Origin of the sequence: Nocardia sp. NPDC052566, assembly GCF_044547285.1 — a bacterium.
Lineage (GTDB): Bacteria > Actinomycetota > Actinomycetes > Mycobacteriales > Mycobacteriaceae > Nocardia.
This window is the reverse complement of record NZ_JBIUAF010000005.1, coordinates 972971-989481: the sequence shown is the minus strand read 5'-3', so window position 1 is coordinate 989481 and position 16511 is coordinate 972971. Positions and strand designations below refer to the sequence as shown.

At 63.8% G+C, this 16511-nt stretch carries 15 protein-coding genes; 4 read left to right on the top strand and 11 right to left on the bottom strand.

Translation table 11 applies throughout. The features are described 5' to 3' along the window. Positions 1-217 precede the first annotated feature (217 nt). Positions 218-349: a hypothetical protein gene (locus tag ACIG5A_RS29485; RefSeq protein WP_397245794.1), complete on the top strand. Its 132-nt coding sequence runs from the start codon at positions 218-220 to the stop codon at positions 347-349. A gap of 15 nt (positions 350-364) precedes the next feature. Next, positions 365-1006 (top strand): SAM-dependent methyltransferase, encoded by a 642-nt coding sequence (locus ACIG5A_RS29480; protein ID WP_397245948.1) that lies wholly within the window; start codon positions 365-367, stop codon positions 1004-1006. Positions 1007-1116: 110 nt separating this feature from the next. Here the strand turns inward: ACIG5A_RS29480 and ACIG5A_RS29475 are convergent, their stop codons facing one another. From ACIG5A_RS29475 to ACIG5A_RS29465, 3 genes are all read right to left on the bottom strand, one after another. Continuing rightward, a complete protein-coding gene (locus tag ACIG5A_RS29475; RefSeq protein ID WP_397245792.1) occupies positions 1117-1887 on the bottom strand; it encodes a VIT family protein in 771 nt (256 codons plus the stop codon). Positions 1888-2273: 386 nt separating this feature from the next. Continuing rightward, complete coding sequence (locus ACIG5A_RS29470) at positions 2274-2759, bottom strand: MarR family winged helix-turn-helix transcriptional regulator (RefSeq protein ID WP_397245790.1); 486 nt, start codon at positions 2757-2759, stop codon at positions 2274-2276. Positions 2760-3848: 1089 nt separating this feature from the next. After that, positions 3849-4190: an Lsr2 family protein gene (locus tag ACIG5A_RS29465; RefSeq protein WP_397245788.1), complete on the bottom strand. Its 342-nt coding sequence runs from the start codon at positions 4188-4190 to the stop codon at positions 3849-3851. 679 nt (positions 4191-4869) lie between these two features. On the opposite strand from ACIG5A_RS29465, the gene ACIG5A_RS29460 reads away from it, so the two are divergent. Both ACIG5A_RS29460 and lysS read left to right on the top strand, forming a co-directional pair. Further along, on the top strand, positions 4870-5934 hold the full coding sequence (locus ACIG5A_RS29460; RefSeq protein ID WP_397245786.1) for a hypothetical protein: 1065 nt from the start codon (positions 4870-4872) through the stop codon (positions 5932-5934). Positions 5935-6244: 310 nt separating this feature from the next. Continuing rightward, positions 6245-7930, top strand: a complete 1686-nt coding sequence (lysS, locus tag ACIG5A_RS29455) for a lysine--tRNA ligase (protein ID WP_397245784.1) — start codon at positions 6245-6247, stop codon at positions 7928-7930. A gap of 67 nt (positions 7931-7997) precedes the next feature. Here the strand turns inward: lysS and ACIG5A_RS29450 are convergent, their stop codons facing one another. The 8 genes from ACIG5A_RS29450 to ACIG5A_RS29415 form a co-directional block, all read right to left on the bottom strand. Further along, positions 7998-8270: a PqqD family protein gene (locus ACIG5A_RS29450; protein ID WP_397245782.1), complete on the bottom strand. Its 273-nt coding sequence runs from the start codon at positions 8268-8270 to the stop codon at positions 7998-8000. After that, complete coding sequence (locus tag ACIG5A_RS29445; protein WP_397245780.1) at positions 8267-10066, bottom strand: asparagine synthase-related protein; 1800 nt, start codon at positions 10064-10066, stop codon at positions 8267-8269. Before ACIG5A_RS29445 ends, ACIG5A_RS29450 begins: the two co-directional genes overlap by 4 nt. Beyond that, positions 10054-11082, bottom strand: coding sequence for a radical SAM protein (locus tag ACIG5A_RS29440; protein WP_397245778.1), 1029 nt, complete (start codon positions 11080-11082; stop codon positions 10054-10056). Before ACIG5A_RS29440 ends, ACIG5A_RS29445 begins: the two co-directional genes overlap by 13 nt. A gap of 356 nt (positions 11083-11438) precedes the next feature. Continuing rightward, positions 11439-11627, bottom strand: coding sequence for a hypothetical protein (locus tag ACIG5A_RS29435; RefSeq protein ID WP_397245776.1), 189 nt, complete (start codon positions 11625-11627; stop codon positions 11439-11441). A gap of 235 nt (positions 11628-11862) precedes the next feature. After that, positions 11863-12339, bottom strand: coding sequence for a hypothetical protein (locus ACIG5A_RS29430; protein WP_397245774.1), 477 nt, complete (start codon positions 12337-12339; stop codon positions 11863-11865). Between the two features lie 146 nt (positions 12340-12485). After that, positions 12486-13391: a pyridoxal-phosphate dependent enzyme gene (locus ACIG5A_RS29425; RefSeq protein ID WP_397245772.1), complete on the bottom strand. Its 906-nt coding sequence runs from the start codon at positions 13389-13391 to the stop codon at positions 12486-12488. Between the two features lie 528 nt (positions 13392-13919). Next, positions 13920-14816, bottom strand: coding sequence for a phosphotransferase family protein (locus ACIG5A_RS29420; protein WP_397245770.1), 897 nt, complete (start codon positions 14814-14816; stop codon positions 13920-13922). A gap of 47 nt (positions 14817-14863) precedes the next feature. Continuing rightward, positions 14864-16345, bottom strand: coding sequence for a helix-turn-helix domain-containing protein (locus ACIG5A_RS29415; protein WP_397245768.1), 1482 nt, complete (start codon positions 16343-16345; stop codon positions 14864-14866). Between the last annotated feature and the right edge of the window lie 166 nt (positions 16346-16511).

The following is a 16511-nucleotide window of genomic DNA, read 5'->3' as shown; positions in this document are numbered from 1 at the left end:
TCGCTCAGCTCGGCGGGGCAAGTCGAAATCGCGGCGATGACGGTGCGGACATGCGCGGACAACCTCGCGGCACAGCGGGCTCGTGCATCTGGTTTGTACCGACCCGGGGCGGGAGCGGATACGGGGGACTGGTCTGATGGATACCGAACCGACCGCTCCCCGGGGCCCGTGGTATGTCTCCCCCACGCTCCTTACCCCAAGCGTGGTCCCGGTAGGCGTGGACGTCACCCGTGCGAGGATCGCGGGGGTCTATGACGCCGCGCTCAACGACAAGGACAACTACGAGGTCGACCGCGCGGTCTTGGCGCAGGTCAGAACCGTGGCTCCGCAGGTAAGCGAATTGGCCTGAGGCAACCGGGATTTCCTGATTCGGGCGTGCCGGTTTCTCGCCAGAGAGGCCGGCATCGTTCAGTATCTGGATCTGGGCTCGGGCCTGCCGACCGCAGAGAACACCCGTCAGGTGGTCCAGCGGATCAACCCGCAGTCACGCGTGGTGTACGTGGACAACGACCCGACCGTGCTCGCCCACGCCCGAGCGCTGCTGGGCCGCAACGACAGGACAACGATTGCCGAGGCCGACATCTTCCAGCCACTGGCTGTGCTCAGGCACCCGGTTGTGCGCGACGAGCTGGACTTCACCCTTCCAGTGGCGCTGTTCCACATCGGAACACCGCACCACTACCTGGGCGATCACGCGGCCGCGATCATGCAGACCTACATCGACGCGTTGCCGTCCGGCTCCTACTTGACCATCGCGCACTTCTTCGACCCGCGCACCGCCGAGCACAGTGAGTTGGCGCACAAGATGGAGGACAAGTTCGTACACAGCCCGATGGGCAGTGGACGATTCCGGACCCGCGACGAGATACAGGCCATGTTCGGCACGTTGGAAATGGTCGAGCCAGGGCTGGTGCTGTGCGATGACTGGTGGCCCGACGGGCCGCGGCTGGCCCCCTTGGCCGACGTTCGCCACTGCATCGTCGGCGGAATCGGCCGAAAACCATAGGCGTACCGCGCCCCGAACATAAGACCCCGACCGTGGATTTCAGGAGGTGCCCCGAGGCTACGGATCTCTCGGCCGTCGATGCTCGATGATTGCGATCCCGGCTAATGCATTCAAAGCAGATGGCCAACCAGATCACCGATCGCGTACGTGACAACCATCGCCAAGGCACCGCCGACCATCACACGCGCCGTAGCCGGCAACCTCCGGGCGCCCCCCAGATAGGCACCAATCCAGCCGGTCAACGCGAGCGCTACCACCACAGTTACGAAAGCGACCGGCACCCGCAGCGCAGGTCCGGGCAAAAGGATCGCCAGCAGCGGCAACAGTGCACCCACGGTGAATGACACGGCCGAGGACATCGCAGCATGCCATGGATTGGTCAACTCGTCCGGGTCGATTCGCAATTCGGCCTCGGCGTGCGCCGCGAAGGCATCGTGGGTGGTGAGTTCCTCGGCAACCTGTCGCGCCGTCGCCGACGACAGCCCTTTCGCCCGGTAGATGGCTGCAAGCTCAGCCAGCTCGGTCTCAGGTTGTTCCCGAAGTTCGCGACGCTCCTTCTCGAGCAGCGCTCGCTCACTGTCCCGTTGGGTACTGACCGAAACGTACTCACCCAACGCCATTGAAACCGCGCCTGCTGCGAGCCCGGCAATTCCGGCAGTTGCGATGTGAGCCCGATCGACGGTGGCCGCAGCCACGCCTACGACGATGCCCGCCACCGACACTATTCCGTCATTGGCGCCCAACACTGCAGCGCGCAGCCAATTCAGCCGCGCCAGGGTGCTCGAAATATGTGGCTCACCAACGTGATCGCGGGGCGTGAACGAGCCACTCCCGTCCCGGTACGGATCGGTGCTGCGAGAAGTTGTGGACTCGGCTGTCATATCAGGAACGCTAACGCGCACGAGCACACATTGCCAGCAATCGCAGGCTCACCAATCTGATGTAAACCTATCCATAACCAGAATTTACGGCTCTTCTCGATACTCTGCGTCGCTGGCGACTTCCCCTCATCCAGGGCTCACCACCTTCTAATTCAACGGCTGTGCGAACGATTCTCACCGGGTTCATTCAAACCGGGCCTGAATAGTCGTGGCCGAAGGCCATCCCGCGGTTCCGGCGTCCTCTGCCGCTGTATCCACAGCGATGTCGAATTTCGCGACCAGCATCCCACAGTGGCAATTGCGGCATCGCCGTCACGGACTGTCACTGTGGCAACAGATTTCACGAACACCGCGTGAGCACCGGACGGGAGGAACGAAGACAACGTCTAGGCGCCCAGTTCAGTCGACCAGCGCGAACCCGCCAGCCGCGTGGTCAGCAGCTCGCCAAGCGTGGCGAGCTGCGAGGTTTCCTCACGATTCAGGTGATCCAGGATTAGCGATCGGGCAGTGTCTTGGTACCAAGGCATAACATCCGCAACCATGCGACGCCCGAGTTCAGTCAGTCGAACATGCACCCCGGGTTTGCCGTTGGCACCGATTCTGCGAGCAAGGCCCTGGTCCTCGAGGCGGGAGACGACGTGGGAGACACGCGAAATCGATGCCCCCATACGATGAGTCAGCTCGACCATGCGTAACTCTCCATCGCACTGGCGATCCAACAGCACCAGCAATCGGTATTGGAAGTGCGTCAGACCGAAGTCCCTCAGCAGTCGTGAATCGATGACGGCCGGCAGCCGCGTGGTCAGCTGTATCAGCACTTCCCATGCGCGCTGTTCAACTGGTTCCAGGGATGACATCGCGTCGTCCTCCATGTGTAGTCCAATCGCACTTGCCACACGGGTGCACACCAGGCCGTTGATCCGCGACGAGAGCGGCTCCGCGCAGAGACTGCACACATGTGGCTGTCAACATGTTCGATTGCCTGATGATTGCGCAAATACGGATCGCTCGTGCTCCTGGTGCAATTCTTTCATCGAGCGGCGCCAAGTATTTCACTGTCGCTCTGCAATCACCTCGCAGTAGGAGATATTTCGTTCCACGAAAGAAGTTCGCCGCCAAGGGTTGTCGTCTGTGACAAACAAACAGGAAGCGCCACGGCTCTGCCAACGCTGGTCGACTCCTGGGCGTCCGGATCGCTCTCCGGACGTTTCACCTTGCCCCAGAAAAGCTGGCCCTCAGTACACCGCGGGGCTGGGCGATAGCTTCTGTTCCGACACCAACAGCGTGCGGGAGTGGTGCCTGTGATCCTGAAGATGCTGCAAGCACTCGCCGACGCCGCCGGACGCATCGTCCGGGAGGTTAAGCGTGGCCTCCTCCATCGCACGCACACCAACATGCCGCCGGTGCCCCGCCACCACGGGCACCGCCAGGCCGAGCCGCCGTCCGGGTCGACCACGAGCAAGCCGATCACGCCCTGGGCCGCTCGTTGTGCAGCCTCCCCCATCGCTTGAGCTGATACCGGTGCAGTCGTCGAGGATGCTGGCGCGCTTACTGATTTCGGTGAGCAGATGCTCGGCGTTATCAGCGCGGCGTAACAGCGCATCATTTGCGGTCGAGATGAGCGTAGATCGCGATGATCACGCAAGCCCGAACTGTACCAGCGTCGCTCATCTCGCCCGGACCACGCGACCGTTATGATCGTCATGCCTGCCGGACGTGGCGGCGTTCGCTAGGCACGGGGAAGTGGTCCGCCTGAGCGATGCTCGGGCGGACCACACATCTTTGCCCGGTTACGTTCTCCGATGACATGACGCCACGCGCTGTGCCGATTCAACGTCACTCACCCTTCGGCTACAGTCGCCCAGACGCGCCCACCGATAGCACAGAAGGCCGGAGAGACCGCTCGGCGCATAGCGAAATGCGAGCTGACCACTAGGTCCTCGGACTGTAGATGCGATCGACTATTTTGCGCCGTTATAGGCCGCGACGACCTCCGCGGATATCCGCCCTCGTGCCGATACCTTGTGACCATTCCTCCGAGCCCACTCCCGGATTGCCGCGGTCTGCTCACGATCGACCGTCGATCGAACCGCCTTCCCAGCCACCTTCGGCTTTACCTTATCCCGTCCGGCCCTGCGTGCACTCTCCGTCCACGCATTCATAGCTGCCCGCAACTTATCAGCATTCTTTGTCGACAAGTCGATCTCGTACGCCACACCATCGATCGCGAAGTGAACGGTCTCGTCCGCCGTTGACGCACCGTCGAAATCATCGACCATAGTGACGGTTACCTTCTTAGCCATCTGAATCCCTTTCGCAGCCCGGCTCTTCAGGCCGATAGTAATACGAGTCCTTCAACCCTCCAAATTTCGGTACACAGACTCGCCCCGACCAGGCACAAATGACCAAACTATTACCCAATCTCACGAGAGCGTCCACAGGACTTAGGTGAACAGCCATCGACTCACAACAATTTGAAGTACCCGGACACGATGGAGGAAGAGATTTGCGCACCATCCCGTTCGATAATTGACAGAATTCGCGTGCAGCCCCAGGCTCTTGCGATACACCCGGTCGCCGACATTCACCTGGTCCACACCGACGGTGCGCGTTGTCTGGGCACCTCCAATGCCGCAGCGATGTCGCGCCACACAGGCCTGACAGTCCGAGAACCCTCACCAGGGCGGAATGGGCCATCCTCACTGGCACAGGACAACGAATGAAAAGTAGCGCCACTCAGATGGGCTGGGCGAGCCGTACCCCAATGAGACTTGCCAAAACGGGGGACTGCCAGCTGTAGGTGGATTCATACTGGGAGAAGCGCGATTGCAAGGGACGCGGTGGGCCCGACCTGGTTTCGCTAGACCGCCTACTTCCACCTTCCGGAGGGATGCATGTCCGAATCAGTCCAACGTCGACGATGGATCGCGGCGAGCTCGCGACGCAGCTGTCGGCGGGACCCGAGCTACCCGGATCGCTGAGTTGAGGTCCCTGGCGTTATCGGACCTCCCCGATGGGTTTCTCGACTTCTGGTGCCCGTTCGATGCCGAAGTATGTCCCGAGGCCGACACTCTTTCCGCCGGCACGCGGGCCTGGGCACAGCAATTCGACCTCGGCGACGGCGATCCGGCCAAGACCGAGCTCTACGCGAACGTCGGCGCGGTGTTCACGGCAAATGTCTACCCGCATATCACCGGACCTGTCGGACAGGCGTTGACGGATTACAGCGCGTGGGGATGGGTTGCCAACGACCATGCGCTCCCGCCCCAGGGGGCACGAACATGCGACGTGCTGCACAAGCTCTATCGGTGGGCTCGGATCATGCGAGCACCGTCATCGTTCCCCGAACTCACTACCCCGGCCGACGCGGCACTCACCGAGGTCTTCACCCGCCTCTATGAAGAGGCGCCTGCCCGCCCCCGCGCGCGTCTGGTTGACAGCCAGGTGCGGTGGCTGTTGGACATGGGTTGGGAAGTCGTGCTCCACGAGCGTGGCGCACAACTGACCGTGAACGACTACCTGGCAATGCGGCTAGGATCGGGGGGAGCGGAGGCCGCATTAGGCTACGTCGAGATTGTGGAGGGCATCGAAGTGCCCGACCGGGAATGGACAGCCCCTCGCTTCCGAGCTGCCTCCGAAGCCGGAATGTTCGCAGCGGTACTGGATAACGATCGCTACTCACTGAGTAACGATCTCACGAACGGCTTGACCAAATACACCATTTTCAATGCCCTGCTCACGGAATATCCCAATCTCACGGCAACAGAAGCGCTGCTCGCGGGTGTCGAGATCCGCAACCGCATGCTCAACCTCTATATACAATTGCGTGCGCAAATCCTGTCCGGCGCCAGCTCCGAATTACGTCGTTACCTCACAGGACTCGATTTGATTGTCAGTGGCAACATAGTGTTCGGCGCCACAGCCCTGCGCTACCACACACCACAGCTGGCAGACGCACCCCAACGTCACGAGACGCCGACGAGCCCGCCAGGTGGCGACCGCTTGCCCTACCCCACAATCTCTTGGTGGTGGGATCACCTCACCTGACCGATCGAGCGGTGACCGCGCTGGCAGCGCGGTCGTCCAAGCCGACATGACCGGATCAGGACGCCCGCGAGCCCATCGCCGGTCCACCTCACCTGACCCACAAGCGCTCCGGACTGGGCGGTAGACGCAGGTTGCAGGATCATGGCCGCGAATTGGGTTCCCCATCGCGACACATCGTGAGCCAGTTGCAGATCGCGCAGGCGCCCAGCCGAATCAGTGATCGCGGTGATCATTCCGGTGCCCGCCGTGCCGGTACCGCAGATGTCGGCCAACCGGTGATAGGCGGTGTTATCGCTGGTAGCGTGTATCGGTGCTCCCCACCACCGACAGCCTCGACACCACAGTCGAGGCCTCCTGGATTGCTCGTGCCGCCGATTCCGCGATCGAGCACGCGAAGCAGGCTGGCGCGTCCAAGATCGTGTGCGCGTCGGGGATCAGCCCTTCTGGTCCCATCCATCTCGGGAATCTACGCGAGGTGATGACGGCTCATCTGGTTACTGAGGAGCTCAAGGCCCGGGGGCTGGACGCGGAGCATGTGAATAGTTGGGACGACTACGACCGATTCCGGAAAGTGCCTGCGGGTGTTCCGAAGGAATGGGCCGCTCACATCGGCAAACCCCTTGCCCAGGTCCCCAACCCGTGGGGCGATGGCTCGTCCTATGCCGATCATTTCATGGGTGTATTCACCGCGTCGTTGGATCGGCTCGGCGTGCGGATGCGGCATGTCCGCCAGTCCGAACAGTACCCGGCCGGGGTTTACAACGCGTCGGTTCGTAAGGCGATGGACGCTCGTGGCCACGTTTTCGACATCCTGGAGACCTTTCAAACCGAGGGGCGTCACGAGAAGCCGCTCGTTGAGCGCCGCGCGGCTTACTACCCGTTCAAGCCGTATTGCGAGAGCTGCGGCACCGACAACACCGAGGTCACCGGCTGGGCTGACGAGGTCGTTTCCTACCGCTGCCGTTGTGGCTACCAGGGCCGGATGAGCCTGGCCGACGGTGCCCGGATATCCGGGAAGTTGGTGTGGAAGGTCGACTGGCCGATGCGGTGGGCGTTCGAGGGCGTGGATTTCGAGGCTGCGGGCGAGGACCATCACGCTCCGACGAGCTCGTTCGCCTCGGGCCGGGTGATCGCTTCGGAGATCTTCGGTGCGCAGGCTCCGGCCACGGTGGTGTATTCGTTCGTGCGGCTGACCGGCGGTGGCGCGAAGCTGTCCAGCTCGGCGGGTGGGGCGGCGACGCCCGATACCGCCTTGGAGATTTTGGAGCCGCCGATGCTGCGGTGGCTGTATGCGCGTCGCATGCCGTCGAACAGCTTCACCATCGACATGGCACCGTCGGCGATCCTGCGGCTGTACGACGAGTGGGATCGAGTCGGGGCCAAGGCCGCCGCCGGTGAGCTGTCGCCGGTGGAAGCCCATTTGCATCAGATGTGTGTCACGACCGCGGAAGGGCCGGTCGAGCACAGCGAGCGCCCGGTGTCGTTCCGGTTGCTGTCTTCGCTGGCGGATATCACTGCCACCAACCGCGACCAGATCGAACGTCTTGTCCGCCAACAGCTCGAAACCGACGGCGTCACCGACCTTCCCACCGACGACGCATTGCTCGCGCAGTTGCAGCCACGGTTGGACAACGCGATCCATTACGCGCAGAACCTGCCAGCCGAGGACCGGACCATCGTGCGCGACGACTTCAACAGCGACGCGTGGGCGCAGTTGGATGCTGCCACTCGTAGCGGAGTGTCGATACTGGTCGAGCGGATCGGTGCGGAGTGGAGCCTGGACGGGCTCACCACGAGCGTGTACGCGGTGCCGAAGCTGATGCAGGGATTGGCCGTCGACGCGGGGCCGACGCCGGAGTTGAAGAAGGCGCAGCGGACGTTCTTCAAGGCGCTCTACCAATTGTTGTGCTCGCGCGACACCGGCCCGCGGTTGCCGACGCTACTGGTGTCGATCGGGTCGGACCGGGCCCGCCGGTTGCTCACCCCGCCGGATTAGACACTTCGGCACCACCTCGCGAACCGCCAGGATCATGCGAGGTGGTGCCGAAGCCCCCGGAATATGGTCAATAGATGAGCAGGCCCGCCTGCCGTAGACCTTCGGCGAACCGGGCGATGTCCCGGTCGATATCTGCGGCGTCGACGCCGGTGTTGAGTGCGATCAGGGTGGCGACCTCGGCGAGGCTGCGTTCACCGTTGCACAACTCCCACACTCGGTGTCCGGTGTGGTTGACCACGACGACCTCACCGCCGTCGTCGTTCGGGACGATTACCCACACGTCCCCGGCCCGTTTAGCTTGTGCCGCAGCAGGTCTCGGATACGAGAGAAAGTTGCTCATCTCACCGGTCCTCCATTCTGGTCGCCGAGCAGCCATGTGTTGACCGCGACCGTCGCCCACAGGCCAGGACCGTGCGCATCATGCCCGGCCAGATACTCGTCGACTGCTGTCCGTAACGTGGCCGGGTCGACAACGCCGAGATCGACCAGCGGTCCGCCTGCGGCGACGTGGCGGATTCGGTCGGCGCCGCGGCTCAGCCCTGCGCGCATCATCGCCAATGCGTCGGCTTTGTCGCGTCGCGCTGCCACGTCGGCGGGCAACTCGTCACAGACGGCTTCACGCAGCACTACTTTCTCGATGCCGTTGTCGCGCAACAGCTGTGGCGGCAGCCCCCACGCGGCGACGACGAGATCGGGGTCGAAGAACGGGTAGGTCACGCGCAGGCCGGCGCGTCGGACGGTGTCGTCCCACCAGCCGCCGCAGTGCGCGCGCCCGGCTGCTCCGGCTTCACCGATCAACGCTCGCGAATAGTCAGGGGTGAACCGTCCCGGCGTCGCCAGCCGTGGGTAGCGGTCGGCGATCCGGTCGACCAGTCCGCATCGGTCTCGATACTCTTCGCTCAGCCATGGCGGAATGTCGCCCAGTGCCCGGTGGATTCGGGTGTGGCGTCGCTCGTAGTGGCCTGCCAGCAGCCCGTCGACGATCTTCATGGCCGTGCTCGGGTTCGGGAAGGTCATCACTTCCCGGGCCGCGCCTTCGGCGTCCCCGCGGGCCGACCGGTCCGCGACCGTGAACACCTGCCCCAGCAGCAGCTCATCACCGCCCTCGCCCGCGATGAGCGAACCCACCGGTTCAGAGTCGGAGACGATGCGGCGCAACAACGCCTGGTTACGTGCGGCATACGTCCACACCTCCGGCTCATCGGCAAGCCGATAGCCACTGACCAGCGGAAGGATGTCGTCGGCGAGCAATCGGGTCACCGGGACCTGGGTGGCGTCGGCAATGCAATCGACGTAGCGGCGTTCGTCGCACGCAGCCAGCTCGGGGCTACTATAGGTCATCGAGAACGCCCGCGGCTGCGGCAAAATACGGGCCGCCGCGACGGTCAGGCAAGCCGAGTCGATCCCACCCGAGAGCAGCAACCCGTCGCGCGGGCGCGAGCACCGCACGAGCGCGGTGTCCAACAGCTGCCGGAACTGCGCGATCAGCTCCGCCCGGTCGCTCAAGTCGCCCTGCTCGGTGTCGACGTAGGCCACCTGCCGCACCTCGATGCGACCGTCACGCACGATCAACGCATGCCCGGGTGGCAGCCGATGCACTCCCGCCCACGCCGAGCCCTGCCGGTCACACAACGCCGGTACCAGAAACGGTGCGAGGCCCGGAACATCCACTGCCACACTTTGTTTGACCGCTCGAATACCTCTGATCTGCGATGCCACCACGACCAAGCCGTCGCTGTCGCTGTAATAGAACAGCGGCCGCGGCGACAACGGCCCCCGATACGCCACCGCAATGCCCGGGCCCAAGGCCGCGACACAGTGCACATCGCCAGTGATCGACGCCAGCCTCGACGCGATCAGCTCCGGCGACATCACGCACGACCTCAGCCGGGCGATCAGCTCATCGAGTTGTCGGACAACCCATTCCGGCGCCGACGCCGCGATCACTGTCATGTCGCCGAGGGTGTGCACGCGGGCCTCGGCGGCGCCTTGGGTGTCCTCTCCCGCGGCGACCGCTGCGGCGGCATCGCCCGCACACGCCCACACCGGGGACCGATCGGCCATCGCATCTCCCACCCTGGCGACGACGTTGCACGCGTTCAACCCGGCGGTCAGCACCAGTGCTACCGATGACACGCGCCCACCCCTGCCTGATCCTGGGCGACCTGCAGGACACCCGATAGCGCGATCAACCGTAACTCGCTGCCCCCGGCCGCCGCGCGTACCTCGGCGACCGCTTGCGGGTCGTCGGTGATAGCCCGGCACAACGAACACATCGACCCGTCACGCAGCTTTCCCGAAACCCGTTGCCGCGCATCCGCGGAGAGCAGCTCGAACATCGCCTTTGGGCCTTGGGTGTGGATGGTGTTGATGATCGGGTCCAGACCGGCCTTCGCCAACGCCGCCCCGACCTCGCCCGCGACCGCGATCGGCAACCGCAGCGGCGAAGATGCCGGTGCGCCGCGGGCGGGTCCGCAGCAGGTGTAGAAATCGCCTTCCGGGGTCAGGATCGGGCGCCCGACCACCCCGCACGGCCCAGCCGGTACATCACTGACCCGAGCTCCCGGCCGGGCAGCGATCGTCACTGCGCGACCGAAGGGCACCACCTCCGACGATTCGAGCCGACCACCGAAACGGGCCACGGCGGCAGCCGCCGTCTTGTAAGCGGCGTCCTCGGCGGGGTCCTCACCGCGCGGAATGCACACCTGCACAACCATTTCCATCGCTGTCGGCGCACCAGCAGCTAACAGGTAGTTCAGCGTCTGCGGTCCGACCATCTTGTTATGGCGCGGAACCAGGTGATAGCGGTCGAACGAGATCGCCAACTTGTCCAAACCCGCCACCGCCAACTCCCGTACCCCGTGGGCTGCCTTCTCCGGTGTCGAGGCCCAATAGCCGGAGGTGACCACCGACGCGCGCAGCCCCAGCCTGCACGTGAGACCGATCGCCCGCAAGACCATGTCGCGCAACAACATCGGCTCACCGCCCGTCAGGCACACGCCGTCGACATAGTCGGCGGCCGAACGAATCGCTTCCTCGATCTGCGGCCACGACAGCTCACCCCGCGCCGAGGGGGAGCTGTCGGTGATGCAATGACCGCAGGCCAAGGGACAGGTGTTCGTTAGATGCACACCCAGCGTGTTGTATCGCATTCCCCTGCCCTCCGGCCCGGCTCAGCTGCTCTGCGAGGAATGAATATGCGGCGTAATGGATTCTGGAAGATCTTCCACCAGTTCATGTTTCGGATACCGCGCGACCACCCTAGGCGGGGTGTAGACCGCATGGGCAGGGGGCTGGTTTCCTCGGCCGGGCACTGGTTGTGTCGTAGACATGATCAGTCCTTTCGTGTCAGATGTGTCGACCCGTTGTGTCGCGGTCACACCTCTGCTCAGCCGCGATAACGCGCGATATCGGGTGTGGTGGCGGCCACGAGCCGTCAATCGACCGCCACGACCTGCGCCCTATTTCGTGATCACCCCGCTCCCCTGCCGGTGCTGGCTATCGGTGCTCATAACTGCGAGTTCGCCGTCCCACACCGCGCACAGTCCCCGCTGCTGGAGTCCCAGCCACCGTCGGGGTGACGGCGTGCGATCGCCGCCAACGTCACTCGCTTGAGCATGGCGTGGCCGATGTCGACGGCCACAATGGCCGCCAATACCCACACCACGATCGCCGCCGTTGTGCGCACAACCTTCATCAACCAATTCCCTTCATTTCCAATCGAATCCATCAGGTTCGCCCAGTTCCCAAGCGCCTGAGCGCAGCCTCGCGCGCTCTCCCTGATCTAGCGGCGGTGCCACCTTCGTTACGGTTGGGGTAGAGGTTTGGGATGCGTGCTACTCCCGCCCAGCACGACATTCCGGCATCGAGGTAGTTCGCGACCCACGCACTCGATGCGTGCCCTCGAGCGGTGCCAACATTGGCGAGCTCGCTCATACCTCACCCCGGGGCAGCCGTCGACGGCCGTCCGCCAACTGGTGTGCGAGCTCGTCGTATTTCAACTCCAACCGTGCGAGCGCGGTCCACGCATCGTGGGTGCGATCACCGCACGCTTCCTCGGTGCACAGCACCCAGGTGGCGTGGGCAGCGGCTGCAGCGACTCGATCCACCAGCGCGCCAAGGGTTTCCAGACAGATGGGCGCCGACGGGTGCGCCGGCTTCGCGTGTCCGCGTACCCAGCTGTCTATCGCCGTGATCGCATCCCACCGCTCCGCCTGCCACCGCCTCGAATCGACCACCTGCTCATGGCGGCGGAAATGGAGAGCAGCGAGCTTGCGTGCCTGCTCGCACACCACATCCCCGTCCACGACGGACATCAGCGTCACCGCGATCAGCAACTTGTCCTTGCTCGGCAGCACCACCAACACCCACGCCTCAGGAGCGTCAATGTCGGTGCGCTGGTCTCCCATGGCGATCACCGTGAGCCGGGTTGCGAATCCGGTCGCATCGCCTGTGCGCACGAATTGGTGAGGGCGGCGCCAGCGGTGAGGACGCCGGGCCTGTTGTCGCAGACCATGAGCTCCGACAACCTGGCTGGCCCGGCGTCCATCTCTGGTCACCCCTCCCGACCTGAGGCAGTGGCCAGACCTGTAGGAGTATTCGCGTCGGTAAGCACCACGACCACCGTCTCCCCTGGCAGAGGTTTGATCGCGCCGCTCGCGATCGCAGCGAACCCGGTCGCACCGGCTTCGGAAACCAGCAACTTCCACTCGTCCCACAGCCGCTGTCGTGCGGCGACGATCTCACCGGGAGTGACCAGCAGCGAGTCCACCGGGGCTCGACCGATCGCGTCCCACACCAGCGTCGGCAACCGCGACGGCGGCCCACTCGTATGCGGTCCACTCAGGGTCACAGGCTCACCCGCGTCGATCGCGCTGTGCAGCAAGGCCATATCCATCGCCTCGACACCCACGATCCGCATCCCGCCATCGGCGGCCGCGGTCGCGATACCGGCCAGAGACGAATCGGTACCCACCGGCACAACAACAGTGTCGACGGACGCGAGCACCGCGCAGATGTCGGTGATCACCGTGCTCGCGCCGGCCGCGTACATCGGATCTTCGCGGTAGTCGAGAGCCTGCGCAGCGTCGAGCCGGTCATAGCGCGCTCGGTCGTCGTAGACCGAGGCGGCGTTATCGCAGGCGAAGATGCACGCGCCGAACTGCTCCGCCCGTGTCCGATAGGAGACCGACACCGAAGGAGAAACGAAAAGCACCGCACGCGTTCCGAATGCGCGCGCCGCCCATGCGCTCGCCAATCCCAGCGACGCCTCCACGGTTCGCTCGTCGGCCACCGCGACCGCCACCGATCTGTCGATCATGGATTTGGTGGAGTGTGCGGCAGCGACGACATTGGCGACACTGCGCGCTGTGATGGATCCAGTGTGCTGCATGCCCTCGCACGCCAGCCATATCCGGGATGTCTGATCCCCGGCGATGGCGTGGATCGCACCGGGGTCCATCGGGATCAGCGTCACCGGCCGTACCAGTCCACTAATCCGATTGGCGGCAGCCTCAACCTCCATGAATTCCACTGCGCTTGCGCTCCTTGATATTTCATGCCGTCACGAACGGACGGGGTGTGGTTCATGTGGCGAGCCGGCGGTAACAGCATCTCGCGCAGTTTGATTCGAGATTCATCGCTCGCTTGACCGCTTCGAAGACGTAACGACCAATGTCATCGGGCTCTCCGCAGCGCGGGCCGCAAACACTCATCGCAGCTTTCGGTATGTCTGCTCATTGCGATCATGCGTCAAGTCAACGCCCGGCAGGTGACTGTTCCAAGGGCATCGGGCAGGGCAGATGACGATCTTCGAAATAGGGCATCCCGAACGTATTCCGAGTCCAACTGACCCATCGCCAGCGTGTCCAATCGCCCGTTGAGCGCAGCAGGGTTGTCTGTGGCACAGATCGAACACTCCGTCAAGAGGGCAAGTTTCTGACAACCGTCGCCCAACGAAAGGCATTACATCCGGACCGTCCGACGTGGGCTAGCGGTAGAGATTCCAGGTTGCAGTGTGATGGCCCGCTCTAAGCGTGGCGAGCCGGTGAGCATGCTCAGCGGCGACAAGGGGGCGCTGCCCTATGTCGGGCAGCACGCTGGTGACCATTACCAGCTCTCGAATGCGCGCCAGCGCAGGCCAGTACGGTTCGTTTCTGACGTCCGCGCCGTAGGCATCTACGAATTGGCGGTAGAAATCGGCGCGGTCGAAGCGAACCGCTCCGACTGCCTGCGGAACCAGATCCCACGCCAGAGGACCGATTCCGGTCTCGTCGAGGTCGCACAGGACTATCCGCCCAGAAACATCTTTGAGCAAATTACCAGTGTGAGGATCGCCGTGGACGACACCTATCGGCATCTTCGATTCCCACGCGCGGTAGCCGTTCTCTGCGGCGGCCCATGCATCGCGCAACCAATCCACGTCGTCGGGTGATACGACCGGATCGGCCGCGGCCAGGCGTCGACGAGCGTTGTCGAAAGGATCCCAGATCGGCAGGGCCGCATCAGGTTCCAGCTCATGCAGGGCCCTCAGCGGGCCGGCCAATTCGTGGGCCTTCCAGGTTCGTCGAGTGGCCAGTTCGTGCCAGAACGTGACCGTGTGCCCCTCATCGACATAGATCGGTTGAGCGCCTTCCATCACCGGCGCGACCGGTGCCCCCTCGGCCGCCAACCACCGGGCGACGCTGACGACGCGCGATCCGCGGGCTTCGCCGACCTCTCCGGCACCTACGCGTACGATCACCGGCGCTGAACGCAGCCGGAAAACAGCATTCACGGTGTACTTGATCAACTCGGCTCCGTGCGCACTCAGACTCATCTGGGCGCACGCGGCCTCCACGACCGCGCGCAACTCCGCAGCGCGACGTGGCGAAAGGTTGGTCGCCACGAAGTCATCCTATGCCGAAAGCCGAAACATCCTCACGTACACGACAATCACTCTGCTCGGCACGGCAACGCCAGTTGCCGAACCTGACGGCAAATCTCTTTCACACCTGACTTCCGCAAAGACGGCGCGGCGGCACGCACCATCGCATGCAAACGATCAACCGTCCGAGCGCTCTGAACTGCCTCGGTCAACGCCAAAGCTTCGGTCGCTGACGCCAGCGCCGAATCCAGCTCTCGCAAGCGGAAGCAACAGCTCGCCACCGTTGTGTGATCGAACAACAGGCTCCGTAGCGGCCGATCTGGTGTTGAGGATGCAAGTGAAGCGCGGGCATGCTCGACCGCAGCAACGGTGTACCGGTCGGCCACAGCCGAATCGGATGTGGCGAGCGCGAACTCGTTGAGGATCACTGCGGTGTTGCCCTCGAACTCGCCGGCGGTAAAGAACACCTGGGTCCATGGATCAACCGCATCGACAACGCAGCCAATGCCCTGCTCAGCACGAGCGAGCGAATCCTTCATATGACGCTCGTGGCCCATCATCGCGTGCGCCCATGCTTCCTGCATGTACAAACGCGCTGATTCGCCGCCGTTGGAGGCATCTTGTGCCGGGATCTGCCCGAGTTGGAACATGCGCAACGCGACCTCCGGATCGCGCTCCAACAGACTGATACGCCCGAGCACATACAGGCAGCTCGCGACGAGGCTATCTGCTCGTGCCTCGCGAGCAAATAGCAGCGCTAGAGCCAGATACCGGCGTGCGTGCGACTGGTCGCCGACATCGTGGCTCGACCACCCCACCAAACGTGCAAGATCTGCCAGGTGCATTTTCAACGAACCAATCGTCGCAACGTCGGTGCACCCCGCGATGAGGCCAACGCTGGATCGCAGGTGAGCGGCAGCCGAATCGACGACCATCAGCCCGCCGTGTCGTTGATCGACCTGCCGCAAGTTAGCCGTAATGCCACGCAGCGAATCCACATCAGCCGTTGTCACCGCACTGGCCACCGACGGCCCAGCAGCCATCGCAGGCAACCACGGCGCAAGCGAATCCGGCGATCCAACCGTCGCACTGGCAATCGCCTCCAGAAAGCCGTCGCCACGTGCGAACTCCACCGTAGTGAACGGCGCCGAAAGACCGTGCTGTCCGGAAGGAGTGTTCGGCGGACTACCAAGACACTCACGTAGTCCCTGCGGCGACGCAAAAGAGAAGCTGTCCGGCACCGGTGCACCGACCGCGTTCAGAATCTCAACGTACTCAGTGCCTGGCTTGACTGCCCCACTCTCCCATCGCGCGACGTGGCGCTGGTCACACCCAATGTTGAGCCGCCATTCCGAACCTTTGGCCTGCAACAACTCCGCAAAGCGCGCCTGACTCAACCCCAGTTCGAGCCTGCGGAATCGCCAAAGTCGACGCCCCCACGGCTCCACACCAGCGTCGACCGGCGCCTTCCCAGAGTCCATCGATCGGGTCACCAGCACGGCCCCGTCCGCTGCCGATACGTCCCCCAACAACCACATTTCCGCGACCAACGGAGATCGCTCGCGCGATCGCCTCGTCCCATCGAAGTGTCACCGGATTGCGATTGAGCCCATGCCCAACGATTCGTTGGCGATCCGACGCCGCCTACATACACCAGCTGTCGGATGGGGCCGACCTGCCCGAACACTGTCGGTCGAAGTTGCATGTATCGAGCCT

Coding starts and splice junctions, on each gene's coding strand:
- ACIG5A_RS29475 (WP_397245792.1), bottom strand. CDS start 1,887: ATGACAGCCGAGTCCACAACTTCTCGCAGCACCGATCCGTACCGGGAC.
- ACIG5A_RS29425 (WP_397245772.1), bottom strand. CDS start 13,391: ATGGACCCCGGTGCGATCCACGCCATCGCCGGGGATCAGACATCCCGG.
- ACIG5A_RS29450 (WP_397245782.1), bottom strand. CDS start 8,270: ATGAGCAACTTTCTCTCGTATCCGAGACCTGCTGCGGCACAAGCTAAA.
- ACIG5A_RS29440 (WP_397245778.1), bottom strand. CDS start 11,082: ATGCGATACAACACGCTGGGTGTGCATCTAACGAACACCTGTCCCTTG.
- ACIG5A_RS29430 (WP_397245774.1), bottom strand. CDS start 12,339: ATGGGAGACCAGCGCACCGACATTGACGCTCCTGAGGCGTGGGTGTTG.
- ACIG5A_RS29470 (WP_397245790.1), bottom strand. CDS start 2,759: ATGGAGGACGACGCGATGTCATCCCTGGAACCAGTTGAACAGCGCGCA.
- ACIG5A_RS29465 (WP_397245788.1), bottom strand. CDS start 4,190: ATGGCTAAGAAGGTAACCGTCACTATGGTCGATGATTTCGACGGTGCG.
- ACIG5A_RS29435 (WP_397245776.1), bottom strand. CDS start 11,627: ATGAAGGTTGTGCGCACAACGGCGGCGATCGTGGTGTGGGTATTGGCG.